Origin of the sequence: Streptomyces sp. NPDC002055 (assembly GCF_040296705.1) — a bacterium.
Taxonomy (GTDB): domain Bacteria; phylum Actinomycetota; class Actinomycetes; order Streptomycetales; family Streptomycetaceae; genus Streptomyces.
In genome coordinates, this window is the sequence record NZ_JBEOXS010000003.1 from 111047 (window position 1) to 123656 (window position 12610).

The window sequence follows — 12610 nt, forward strand, 5'->3', positions numbered from 1 at the left end:
ACCGTGCGCCCTCACCGTTCTATCAAAGTGATAGCACATTAACGCCCGACGCAACCAAGTGGAGCTCTGGGATGTCTTTTCTTTGCCAGAGGTGCTGATTGTCACGTCCGGAATGGCCTTGATCGATGCGCCTTTGGTGTCAGATGCGGTGTTAGCGTCTGGGACCGGTGATTTGCCGGGGGTAGGCCCCGGGCCCCGGTCGCGGGGCAAACGAAACGGGAGCTGCGAGAGATGGGCCGAGCCGAAGCGAGACGCGCGCAGAGCCGCGGGTCGCGCCGCGCCAACGCGAAGAGCGGCATACGCCGCTTCTTCACCTGGAGGAAGCTGCTCGGCAGCTTCCTGGCGGTGTGCACCCTCGGGATAGGCGCCTTCATCGCGCTGTACCTGCTCATCGACGTACCAGGCGCCAACGCCCAGGCGAAGCTCCAGAGCAACACCTACAAGTACAGCGACGGCACCCTCATCGCCCGCACCGGCGACCTCAACCGGGAATCCGTGCCGCTGTCCAAGGTGCCCAAGGACGTCCAGCACGCTTTCGTCGCGGCTGAGAACAAGTCGTTCTACACCGACCAGGGCGTCGACCTGAAGGGCACCGCCCGCGGTCTGCTCAATACCGTCACCGGCCGGGGCAAGCAGGGTGGCTCCACGATCACCCAGCAGTATGTGAAGAACTACTTCCTCGGCCAGGAGCAGACGGTCACCCGGAAGGCCAAGGAGCTGATCATCTCGCTCAAGGTCGACCAGCAGAAGACCAAGTCGGACATCCTCGCCGGCTACATGAACACCAGCTACTACGGGCGGGGCGCGTACGGCATCCAGGCCGCGGCCCGCGCGTACTACAACGTGGACGCCGAGGACCTCACTCCCCAGCAGGGCGCGTACCTCGCGGCGCTGCTCCAGGCCCCCAGCCAGTACGACTGGTCGGCCGCCTCCGAGACCTCGCGCAAGCTGGTGCTCCAGCGCTGGAACTACGTGCTGAACAACATGGTCGAGATGAAGTGGCTCGACTCGGGCGAGCGCTCCGGGATGAAGTTCCCCAAGCCGATCGCCCCCCGTCCCGCCCCGGGCCTGAAGGGCCAGAGCGGGTACCTCGTCAAGGCCGCCAAGGCGGAGCTGATCAAGGCCGGCGTCAGCGAGCAGGTGCTCGCCGCGGGCGGCTGGAACATCACCCTCGGTGTCGACAAGGGCAAGCAGAAGGCGCTGGAGAGGGCCGTCCAGCGCAAGCTCACCAGCCGTCTGGACCCGAAGGGGCGGAAGGTCGACTCCCATGTCCAGGCCGGTGCCGTCTCCGTGAACCCCAAGACGGGCATGGTCGCCGCGCTCTACGGCGGCAAGAACTACGCCAAGCACGAAACGAGCAACGCGACACGGACCGACTACCAGCCCGCGTCCACCTTCAAGCCGCTCATCCTCGCCTCCGCCCTGGAGAACGACGCCAAGACCCAGGACGGCGTGCCGATCAACGCCGACACCATGTACGACGGCACCACCGAGCGGCCCGTGAAGGGCAGCGACGTCGCCTTCGCCCCGCCGAACGAGGACGACAAGAGCTACGGCCCCGTCACCGTGCAGCGGGCCATGAACAAGTCGGTCAACTCCGTCTTCGCGCAGATGGCCGTGGACGTGGGCCTGGACAACGTCAAGAAGACCGCCGTCGACCTCGGCATGGACGGAGAGGCGGGGGGCTTCGGCACCCACCCCGCGATGTCGCTCGGCGTGATGGGCGCCAGCCCGCTCAACATGGCCGGGGTGTACGCCACTCTCGACAACCACGGCGCGAAGGTCACCCCGCGTGTGGTGAAGTCCGCCGAGCGCGGCGAGGAGAAGGTGGACCTGCCGGACCCGATCGGCGCGCAGGTGGTGGACCGCACCACCGCGGACACCGTCACCTCCGTACTCACGGGTGTGGTGGACGACGGTACGGGTTCCGCCGTGCGCAGCACCGGCATGGACATCGCGGGCAAGACGGGAACCTCGGACGACAACAAGTCCGCCTGGTTCTCCGGCTACACCCCGAAGCTGGTGACCTCGATCGGCCTGTTCGGCGAGGACAACACGAAGGGCGGCAAGCAGGTCACCCTCAAGGGCGCCGCAGGCGGCGGACGCGTCAACGGCGGTGGCTTCCCGGCCGAGATCTGGGCGGCCTACACCCAGGACGCGCTGAACGGTTCGTCGGGCGAGTTCGACCTGGAGACCGACCAGGGCGCCGCGGTGGCGCCCACGCCGGTGCCGACTCCGACGACGTCCTCCCCGGACCCGGAGCCGACCCCGTCGAAGACGAAGGAGTCGGAGTCCCCGAGCGCGAGCCCGTCGGAGTCGGAGACCACACCGTCGCCGACCCCGACCAAGCCGTCCGACCGGCCGACGGTGTCCCCGCCGCCGCAGCCGGACGACCCCCGGCCGTCGACGGAACCGGGCGGTGGCGACGAACCGCAGCTGCTGCCACCCGAGAACTGACACCTGGTCAACAGTCGGTAGACGAAGCGCCCGGACCCCGTATGGGTCCGGGTGCTTCCCGTTGCGCGAAGGGCCGTGTCAGCGCTCCGGCCCGAGGACCGCGTCCACCTCCAGCTCGACCACCGCGCCCACCGACGCCGGGAGCTTGAACGTCTCACCCGGCCGGTACAGGGACCGTGACCGGTACTCGTCGCCCCGCGGGTCGGTGAGCACGACCACCTCGCGCGCCCGGCGGTCGCCGATCACATAGACGGGCACGCCGGCGTGGGCGTAGGCGCCGGGCTTCTTGAGGAGGTCGTCCGACCGGTTGGACGAGGTGATCTCGAGGACGAGCCGGAAGACCGCTGGGTCGTAGCAGTTGTACTGAGCATGGTGGTCGCGGTAGTCGGCGTCCACGACAGCCAGATCCGGAACGGCGTAATCGTCGTCGCCCGTGGGTAGCCAGATCCCGATGGCCTGGATGATGCGTGTCTCGTCACGATGGAGCCCGCAGGCCATGAGCGGAGCCATGATGGCGGTCAGGGACTCCCCATGGGGGCCGTCGGCAGGCGGTGTCACGGTCAGCTGTCCTCCGAGAATCTCCGCCCGGTGGCCAGGAAAGTTCTGGAACACCAACTCGGCGATGTCGATGAGGCCGGCCGTCTCCGGTGCCTGCGTGGCGGGGCGTTCCGGGGCAAGCGTCATGTCGTCGCTCCTCTTCTCGGCCACGGGACCTCACCTCCATTTTAGAAGCGGCAGCAGGGCATCAGGAACGATTCTGCAGGTCAGCCCCGCCGTACGCGAGCGTTTCCGGTACGACGGGGCCGACGCGGGCGGGAGACCGGGCGGGGAAGGGGAGCCGGGTCAGCCGCCGTTGACCTCCTTGGCGACCCGGTCGCCGAGGTTCTTGTCGACATTGCGCCAGTACTGGATCGCGCGGTCGAGGATCGGCCGGCTCACGCCCTTGAGCAGGTGCCCGGAGATGTTCGACACCAGACGGTCGCGCTGCGCGTCGTCCAGCACCTCGCGCACCTGGGTGCCGGCCTGGCCGAAGTCGTCGTCCTCGCGGTGCAGCGAGTACGCCTCGCGCACCATCTCGCCCGCGGCCTGCCAGCCCGCCGGGTCGCCGTACCGGACGGAGTCGGCCGCCGGGCCGCCGTAGGAGTTCGGGGCGTAGACCGCGCCGACCCGGTTGGGCTCGTACCGCATCGGCCCGTCCTTGGCGTAGGAGCGGACCGGGACGTGCGGCCGGTTCGGCGGCAGCTGGGCGTAGTTGGGGCCGATCCGGTACCGGTGGGTGTCCGCGTAGGAGAAGATCCGGCCGAGCAGCATCTTGTCCGGCGAGACGCTGATGCCGGGCACCAGGTTGGACGGTTCGAAGGCGGCCTGCTCGATGTGGACGAAGAAGTCCTCGGGATTCCGGTTCAGCGCCATCCGGCCGACCTCGATCAGCGGGTAGTCGCCGTGCGGCCACACCTTGGTCAGGTCGAACGGGTTGAACCGGTAGTCCGGCGCGTCCTCGAACGGCATCACCTGGACGTACATCGTCCAGGACGGGGCGTCGCCCGCGGCGATGGAGTCGTAGAGGTCGCGGCGGTGGGCGTCCCCGTCCTCGCCGGCGAGCGTGTCGGCCTCGGCCTGGGTGAGGAAGTCGATGCCCTGGTCGGTCTTGATGTGGTACTTGATCCAGAACCGCTCCCCGCCGCCGTTGACCCACATGTAGGTGTGCGAGCCGTAGCCGTTCATGTGGCGCCAGGTCTTCGGGAGGCCGCGGTCGCCCATCAGCCAGGTGACCATGTGGGCGGACTCGGGGGAGAGGGTCCAGAAGTCCCACTGCATGTCGTGGTCGCGGACCGCGCTGTCCGGGCGGCGCTTCTGCGAGCGGATGAAGTCCTGGAACTTCATCGGGTCGCGGACGAAGAAGATCGGCGTGTTGTTGCCGACCAGGTCGTAGTTGCCCTCGTCGGTGTAGAACTTCAGTGCGAAGCCGCGGGGGTCGCGCCAGGTGTCGGGGCTGCCCTGCTCGCCCGCCACGGTCGAGAAGCGGGCGAGCATCTCGGTCCGCTTGCCCGGCTGGAAGAGGTCGGCCTTGGTGAACTGGCTGACGTCGTTGGTGACTTCGCAGACGCCGTAGGCCCCGCCGCCCTTGGCGTGCACCACCCGCTCGGGCACGCGCTCGCGGTTGAACTGGGCCATTTTCTCGATCAGATAGTGGTCGTGGAGCAGGATGGGGCCGGTGTCGCCGACGGTGAGCGAGTGCTCGTCGCTCTCCACCGGGATGCCGGTGTTGTTCGTGGTGTGCGGGACCTTCTTCGGGGACTGGCTCATGGAACGCCTCGCAGTGCCGTGGGTGACGATTTATTCCGGGATGTCCGGATTGCAGTCAACTCTGCCGACGGCCTGTCGGCAACCACGCGGGTCCCCGGCGTGCCCCCGCCGAAACCCGTGAAACGGGGCATCGCGGAACGGTGTCCGCCCCCTCCGCTTCCCGCGAGCCCCGGGAACGCGCCCCAGGCAGGCGCGCCCCGGGAATGTCCACCGGGTATGCGCCCCAGGCCCGCCCGCCCCGGGAACGTCCACCGGGTACGCGCCCCGGGAGCCGCCCGCGCCCCGCGGGCCGCACCGGCCCCGGACAGCACGCAGGGTTCCGCGGAACCCTCCGGCTCCACGGAACCCTGTCCCGGCGCGGCCCCTGCGCGGCCCCGGAGGCCGGGACCGGCCCTACGGCTACAGCCCCGGCGCCGGGCCGGCGCCGGGCCGGAACCGGCCCACGGCTGCCGCCCCGGCGAAGGGCCGGGGCCGCGCCTACGGCTGCCGCCCCGCCGCGGGGCGTGCCAGCTCGAACCAGACCACCTTCCCGGTGCTCAGCCGCGTCGCGCCCCAGCGCCGCGCCAGCTTGTTGACCAGGTACAGCCCCCGGCCGCCCTCGTCGGACGGGCGGGCCTGCCGCAGCCGGGGCAGCTGGGGCACGTCGTCGCCCACCTCGCAGCGCAGCACGTCGGTGCGCAGCAGCCGCAGCGTGATGGGCCGCCCCGCGTACCGGACCGCGTTCGTCACCACCTCGCTGACCAGCAGCTCGACCGAGTCGGTCAGCTCCTCCAGGTCCCAGCGGGCCAGCGCCCGGCGGGCGAGCCGGCGGGCCTTGCCCGGCGTCTGCTCGTGCGGCTCCAGAAACCAGTACGCCACATCGCTCGGCGCGATCCCGTCGAAGCGGGCGGCGAGCAGCGCGATGTCGTCGTCCCGGTCGCCGGGCCCGAGCATGTCGAGCACCTCGTCGCAGAGGGGTTCCAGTGGCGGCGGGTGGTCCGGGCCGGTCAGCCGGGCCGTCGCGGTCAGCTTCTCCCGCAGCTGCTCTATGCCGGTCCAGACGTCGCGCAGCCGGGACTCCACCAGGCCGTCGGTGTAGAGCAGCAGTGTGGCGCCCGCCGGGGCGTCCAGCTCCACCGCCTCGAAGTCGACCCCGCCGACGCCTATGGGGGCACCCGGCGGCACCCGCAGCACCTCGGCACGGCCGCCCAGATGCAGCAGGACGGGCGGCGGATGCCCGGCGTTGGCCACCATGATGCGGTGCGCGACCGGGTCGTAGACCGCGTACAGGCAGGTCGCCATCCGGTCGCTGCCGAGCCGCTGCGCCTGCTCGTCCAGGTGGTGCAGCACCTCCTCCGGCGGCAGGTCCAGCCCGGCGAGGGTCTGCGCGGTGGTGCGCAGCTGCCCCATGATCGCGGCGGAGGTCATGGAGTGCCCCATGACGTCACCGACGACCAGCGCCACCCGGCTGCCCGGGAGCGGGATCGCGTCGTACCAGTCGCCGCCCACCCGCGCGGTCTCGGCGGCCGGCAGATAGCGGCTGGCGAGCTTCACCCCGGTGGGCTGCGGCAGCGAGTCGGGCAGCATGGTGCGCTGCAGCGCGTCCGCGATGTACGCCTCCCGGCCGTACAGGACCGCCTTGTCGACCCCGAGCGCGGTGTGCGTCGCGAGCTGCGCCGCGACCAGCAGGTCGTCGGGGTCGAAGGCGGGCCGGTCCGGGCGGCGCAGGAACACCGCCGCCCCGATCACCCGGCGGCGCCCGCGCAGCGGGGCCAGCACGGCGCGCCGTCCGCCCGGTACGGAGTGGGCCGGGCCGAGGAGTTCGGGCAGCGCGGCGCGGGCGGCGGCCGAGTCGCCGAACACCGGCCGGACCCCGCGCAGCACCTCGGCGAGCGCCCCGCCCGGCCGCACCTCGGCGAGCTCGGCGGCCTGCGGGTAGTCGGCCGGCACGGTGAGCACGGGCAGCCGGTTGCCGTCGGTGTCCTGGTCCTCGGGGATCCGGTCGGTGCGCCGCAGCTTCAGGACGACCGGGCCGGTGGGCCGCTCGTCACCGACCGGCAGCGGGTCGCGGAGGTAGACGAGTATGACGTCGGCGAAGGTCGGGACGGTGGCCCGGCAGAGGCCGAGCACGATCTCGTCGAGGTCGATGCCGCGGGCGATCCGCCGGGTGGCGGCGCCGACGAACCGCAGCCGGTCGCCGTCCCGCGTGCCGCCCGCCACGGGCAGGCCGTCGGCCTGGTCCGGCGGGAGGGTCGGGTCGGGCACCGGCTCGGACGGGGCCCGCTGGTGCCCGATCTCCGCGCTGTGCGCATGGCCCGCGAGCTCCTCGGCCCCCGTGCCCTGCGGGTGACCGGCGCGGCCGGCGCCGGTGGCGGCGTTGCGGTCGGACTCGCCGCCGGGCGGCGCCGGGTGCGGCACCCCCGGCGGGGGCTCGGCCGGGGAGGCGGAGGCGCCGGCCCGGTTGCGGTGGTCGGCCGCGCCGGCCGGACCGCAGGAGTGGCCGGTGCCGTCCGGGTCCTGCCGGGGCCGGCTCGTGGGCGCCGCGAGGGTGTCGTCCCCCGCGGGCCGGGGGCGTCCTATGGTGCCGTCCGGCTCGGCCGGGCCGTGGGCGGCGCCGCCCTGCGGCCGGGCGCGGTGGGCGGCGTCGTGGTCCGCGGACCGCCGGGCCGGCCCGGCGCGTCCTGCCGGGTCCTGGCCGTGCGCCGCGGCCTGCTGGATCGCACGCCGCGGGTCCGGCGAGGCGCCGGGTGCGTCCTCACGGGCCCGCGGCGGCTGTCCGGCCGCGGGCACGGCGGAGGCGGCGGCCTGCCGGCCGCTGTGGGAGGTCGGGTACTCCGTCACGCGTAGGGTTCCATCCGTCCGGGGCTGCGCGTCGGGCGCGCGTGGTCAGGCGCGTCGTCGGCAGTGCAGGAAGAGCTGGATCTCGGGCGGTACGTCCGTACTGGCCGGGGCGTAGGCGTAGCTGTCCTCCCCGGTGACCTCGAAACCCGCGTCGGACACGACCTGGCGCAGTTCGTCCCTCAGGTAACCCGATACCCGGATCGTGTGGCCCAGGAACGGAATTGCGAAGTCGTCCACGTCGGCTTCGACCATCGACAGCGCGAGCAGCCCCTCGGGCCGCAGCAGTGTGTGCAGCGTCCGCAGCGCGAACGGGATCTCCGCGCGGGGCAGCATCAGGATCGAGAAGAAGGCGGCGACGCCGTCGAAGCGGCCGACTCCCTGCGGTCCGTCAGCGGTCAGACCGGCGATGTCCCGCTTCAGGAACTCCGCCGCCGGGACCTTGTCCCGGGCGAGCCCCAGCATGCCGGGCGACAGGTCGACGCCCACCACCTGATGCCCCGCCGCGACGAGCTGGGCCGCCGTCGGCACGCCCGTACCGCAGCCGAGGTCCAGCACCCGGGAGCCCGCGGGCAGGGTGCCGGCCAGCCACTGCCCGGCGGCGAGCTGTCCGTCCTTGTGCGGGAACGCCTCGTCGTACCGGTCGCCGATGGCATCGAATGCCTCCGCCTGACCGGTCCGGTCGATCCGTAACGGGTCGTACCCGTCGTAGCCCTCGCCGCTCACGACTCCACCCTTTCAGCTTCCCGATGACGAAAACTTATGGCCAAACGTTGCCTGTGGTCCGGGAGTTGTGCGTACCTGTGCATGGTTGCGGAGGACGATCCTACGTTTGGTGCACAGGGAAACTTCAAGAGCTCCCGGTGGATGATTCCCCGACAGCCGTGTTTCAGGAGGCCGGCCGCTGCATTTCAGGAGGCCAGCCGCGCGGGTGCCCGGTCCCAGTCGGCCGGCAGTTCCGGCACCGTCCACGCCGGGTCCGGCCGCCAGTTCTCCCAGCCCGCGTCGAACGGCGTTCCCCAGGCGCCGATCTGTTCGACCGCCGCGCGCCCGGCGGCCCGTACCCGCTCGGCCTGCCCGGCGTCCATCAGCCCGGCCCGCTGGGCCTGGGCGAACTCGTCCTCGTCGCGCCACTCCCAGCTGCGGTCCGGGCGGACCTCGATGTCCAGGAAGTGGTCCTCGGAGTCGACTCCGCGGGCCCAGCGGCTGCGCGGCTCCTCGAGGTTGACGTAGTAGTTCTTGAACCGCCAGCCCGGATCCCAGAACAGCCAGACCGACCAGGGGTCCCCGGGGCGCGCCAGCTTGAGCACGCCGGTGCCGAACCAGGGCGAACGGGTGAGCGTCCGCGGCTTGGTGTAGCGGGTGGCCAGCGGCTCGCGATGCACCGGCGTGCCGTCGCTGAGCACCGGCTTCACACAGACGGTGCCCGGCGCCATCCACACCGCCAGCAGCTCGGCGGAGTCCTCGACGACGGTCATCGGACGGCAGATGTGGAAGCGGTCCGTGGCGTTGCCACGGTAGCGCCACAGGATGTGCTCCCCGGGTGCCCAGGTGCCCGGGGCCGCGCCCGTGCCGCCTGCCTGGGGGCTCGTCGTCTCCGCTGTCATGCACAGATCTTAGTGCCGCGGGAGGCGCTCCGGACCGTTGCGTGCGGCACAACCGGGTGCCCGGGGCCCGGCACGCCGCTGCCTGGAGCGCTCACGGCGCTGACCGCCGCGCCCCGGCGCCCGAGGAGCGAACCGGGGCGCGCCGCCGCGGTCCGGCGGGCGCCGGGGGCGCGCCCGCTCACGGGTGCGTCATCCGCAGCACGTCCAGGGCCTCGTCCAGTTGCTCCGGGGTGAGGTCGCCGCGTTCCACATAGCCGCCGGCGAGGACCACCTCACGGATCGTCCGCCGCTCGGCCAGCGCCCGCTTGGCGACCTTCGCCGCCTCCTCGTAGCCGATGTACCGGTTGAGCGGCGTCACCACCGACGGCGAGGACTCGGCGTACTCGCGGGCCCGTTCCACGTCGGCGGTGATGCCGTCGACCGTGCGGTCGGCCAGCAGACGGGCGGCGTTCGTCAGCAGCCGGACCGATTCCAGCAGGTTCTTGGCGATCACCGGCAGCATCACATTGAGCTCGAAGTTGCCCGAGGCCCCGGCGGTGGCCACCGTGGTGTCGTTCCCGGTGACCTGCGCGGCCACCATCAGCACGGCCTCCGGGATCACCGGATTGACCTTCCCCGGCATGATCGACGACCCGGGCTGGAGGTCCGGCAGCGCGATCTCGGCCAGCCCGGTGCGCGGGCCGGACGCCATCCAGCGCAGATCGTTGCAGATCTTGGTGAGGCCCACGGCGATGGTGCGGAGCTGGCCGGAGGTCTCCACCAGCCCGTCCCGCGCGCCCTGCGCCTCGAAGTGGTTCCGGGCCTCGGTCAGCGGCAGCCCGGTGCTGCGCACCAGCTCGGCGATGACCGCGGCGGCGAAGCCGGGCGGGGTGTTGATGCCGGTGCCGACCGCCGTGCCGCCCAGTGGCAGCTCGGCCAGCCGGGGCAGCGACGCCCGCAGCCGCTCCACGCCGTAGCGGACCTGGGCGGCGTACCCGCCGAACTCCTGGCCCAGCGTGACCGGGGTGGCGTCCATCAGGTGCGTCCGCCCCGACTTCACGACCTCCGCGAACTCCTCCGCCTTCCGCTCCAGCGCCTCGGCCAGATGGTCCAGAGCCGGGATCAGGTCACCGGTCACGGCCGCCGTCGCCGCGATGTGCACGGAGGACGGGAAGACGTCGTTGGACGACTGGCTGGCGTTCACCTGGTCGTTGGGGTGCACCGGCGCGCCGAGCCGCTCGCCGGCCAGGGTGGCCAGCACCTCGTTGGTGTTCATGTTGGAGGACGTGCCGGATCCGGTCTGGAAGACGTCCACCGGGAAGTGCTCGTCCCACCGCCCCTCGGCCACCTCGGCCGCGGCCTGCCCGATCGCCTCGGCGACGTCCCGGTCGAGCACCCCCAGCTCCGCGTTGACGTGGGCCGCCGCCGCCTTGATCCGGGCCAGCGCCTCGATGTGGGCGCGTTCCAGCCGCTGGCCGGAGACGGGGAAGTTCTCCACCGCGCGCTGGGTCTGCGCCCGCCACTTGGCGTGCGCCGGGACCCGCACCTCACCCATGGAGTCGTGTTCGGTCCGGTATCCGGGGCCCTCGGGGGTGCCGTCCGGGGTGTGCTGTCCGCTGCCGTGGTCGGCCATCGTTCGTTACCTCCTGGGTGCCACAGCGTTTGTCCGGTTCACAGTGTTCCCAATGCGGCTTACCTGACAGTAAATACCGCGGGTAACAACCGAGAACAGGGGAGGTCTCATGCAACGCAGCAGACATGGGGTGCGATGTACGGTCGCGGTCCTCGCCGCGCTCGCCGCCGGATTCGGTGGCATGTCGGCCACCGCCCCCGCCGCCGCGGCGGACGCCGGCCGCGGCACGGCATCGGCCCCCCTCTCGCCCGAGCTGGAGCGGATCCGCGCGGCGGAGGCGACGAAGCTGTACGGCAGCTCCGCCGAGCGTCCGCTCGCCGACCGGAAGTCCTCCCTGATCTCCCTGGGGGACAGCGAGATCTCCGGTGAGGGCGTCGGCACCTACGAACCGGGCACCAACGGCCCGGACAACTGGTGCCACCGCTCCCCGGACGCCGCCATCCACCGCACCGGCATCCCGGCCGACGTCACGTACAACGTCGCCTGCTCCGGCGCCGGCACCGACAACATCCGCATCGGCGGCTCGCAGCAGTACCCGGACGAGCTGGTGCAGAGCGACGCGCTGGCGGTCAAGGCGCGCACCACCCGGATCAAGATGGTGCTGTTCGTCGCCGGAGCCAACGACGACCTCCAGTTCGGCCCGGTGATGACCGACTGCGTCACCCGCTGGTTCCTCATCCAGGGCACGTGTCAGCCGAAGTACGACCCGGGCTGGCAGGCCCGCGTCGACGGTCTGCGGCCGAAGGTCGAGCGGAGCGTGAGCGACCTGCGGACCGTGATGCGCGACGCCGGGTACGCCGACACCGACTACCGCCTGGTCGTGATGGGCTACCCCAGCCCCATCGGCCCCGACATCCAGGACAACCCCGGCTACATCGGCAAGCTGCCGGGCGGCTGCACCGGCTACACCTCCGACGCCGCCTGGGGACGCAACACCGCGGTGCCCGCGTTCGAGCGCGGGATGCGGCAGGCGGCCCGGGACGCGGGCGCGACCTTCCTCGACAGCTCCCGGCTCTTCCACGGCCACGAGGTGTGCATGGAGGAGACCTGGGCGCGCGGTCTGTGGGTCGACCTGACCAACCCGTTCCCGCCGGACTCCAACTCCGTCCGGCAGTCCTTCCACCCCAACGCCCGCGGGCACGGCGCGTTCGCGTCCTGCCTGACCCAGCTCTACAACGCCGGCTGGCGCGAGGCGAGCTGCGCCGACCCGGCGAGCACCGGGAAGCCGGAGCTGTTCCGCGGCGGCTGGGACGACGCGTTCGAGCCGCTGAAGAGCGCCGCCACCGGCGCCTGCCTGGACGCCCGGGAGGGCAGCAGCCGCAACGGCACCGCGGTGGGCGGCTGGGACTGCCACAACGGCCGCAACCAGAGCTGGTGGTACGACGAGCAGCGGGGCTCCCTGCACGTGGGGCTGACCCACGACCGCTGTCTGGACGTGCCGGGCGGCCGGTACGCCGACGGCGTGTCGCCGACGCTGTGGAACTGCCACGGCGGCACCAACCAGCGCTTCGTCCGGGACGGCGACACGCTCCGGCCGTCGGCGGCGCGGGAGCTGTGCCTGGCGCTCGCGGGTCCGCGGGAGCTGGTGCGGCTGCGGAAGTGCGACGGCTCGTCGGCGCAGCGTTTCGCCTGACCGTGCCGCGTCCGGCAGCCCTTCCCCCGTCAGCGGCGCGCCCGACGCGCTGACGGGGGCGTGCCCCGTCGTGCCACTGCCCCCGTCCTGCCACCGCCCCCGCGGGTCCCCGGACCCGCGGGGGCGGTGCGCCGTGGCGGCGGTTCGCGGCCGGGCCGCAGGCAGATGCCGAGGCAC

The 12610-nt window shown here is 72.1% G+C and carries 8 protein-coding genes; 2 read left to right on the plus strand and 6 right to left on the minus strand.

What is annotated here, in order from left to right; translation table 11 throughout:
- The first annotated feature begins 231 nt into the window (after window positions 1-231).
- Window positions 232-2457 (plus strand): transglycosylase domain-containing protein, encoded by a 2226-nt coding sequence (locus ABT112_RS02510; protein WP_351504686.1) that lies wholly within the window; start codon window positions 232-234, stop codon window positions 2455-2457.
- 78 nt (window positions 2458-2535) lie between these two features.
- Here the strand turns inward: ABT112_RS02510 and ABT112_RS02515 are convergent, their stop codons facing one another.
- From ABT112_RS02515 to ABT112_RS02540, 6 genes are all read right to left on the minus strand, one after another.
- On the minus strand, window positions 2536-3165 hold the full coding sequence (locus tag ABT112_RS02515; RefSeq protein WP_351504688.1) for a Uma2 family endonuclease: 630 nt from the start codon (window positions 3163-3165) through the stop codon (window positions 2536-2538).
- 135 nt (window positions 3166-3300) lie between these two features.
- The gene (locus ABT112_RS02520) at window positions 3301-4764 is read right to left on the minus strand and encodes a catalase (protein ID WP_351504690.1); all 1464 of its coding nucleotides are present in this window, start codon (window positions 4762-4764) and stop codon (window positions 3301-3303) included.
- A 477-nt stretch (window positions 4765-5241) separates the two neighbouring features.
- Window positions 5242-7584 (minus strand): SpoIIE family protein phosphatase, encoded by a 2343-nt coding sequence (locus tag ABT112_RS02525; RefSeq protein ID WP_351504692.1) that lies wholly within the window; start codon window positions 7582-7584, stop codon window positions 5242-5244.
- A 45-nt stretch (window positions 7585-7629) separates the two neighbouring features.
- On the minus strand, window positions 7630-8307 hold the full coding sequence (locus ABT112_RS02530; RefSeq protein WP_351504694.1) for a class I SAM-dependent DNA methyltransferase: 678 nt from the start codon (window positions 8305-8307) through the stop codon (window positions 7630-7632).
- Between the two features lie 185 nt (window positions 8308-8492).
- Window positions 8493-9188: a cytidylyl-2-hydroxypropylphosphonate hydrolase gene (gene fomD / locus ABT112_RS02535; protein WP_351504696.1), complete on the minus strand. Its 696-nt coding sequence runs from the start codon at window positions 9186-9188 to the stop codon at window positions 8493-8495.
- 178 nt (window positions 9189-9366) lie between these two features.
- Entirely contained in the window at window positions 9367-10800 is a 1434-nt protein-coding gene (locus ABT112_RS02540) for a class II fumarate hydratase (protein ID WP_351504698.1), read from the minus strand.
- Window positions 10801-10909: 109 nt separating this feature from the next.
- On the opposite strand from ABT112_RS02540, the gene ABT112_RS02545 reads away from it, so the two are divergent.
- On the plus strand, window positions 10910-12433 hold the full coding sequence (locus tag ABT112_RS02545) for a ricin-type beta-trefoil lectin domain protein (protein WP_351504700.1): 1524 nt from the start codon (window positions 10910-10912) through the stop codon (window positions 12431-12433).
- Window positions 12434-12610: the final 177 nt, after the last annotated feature.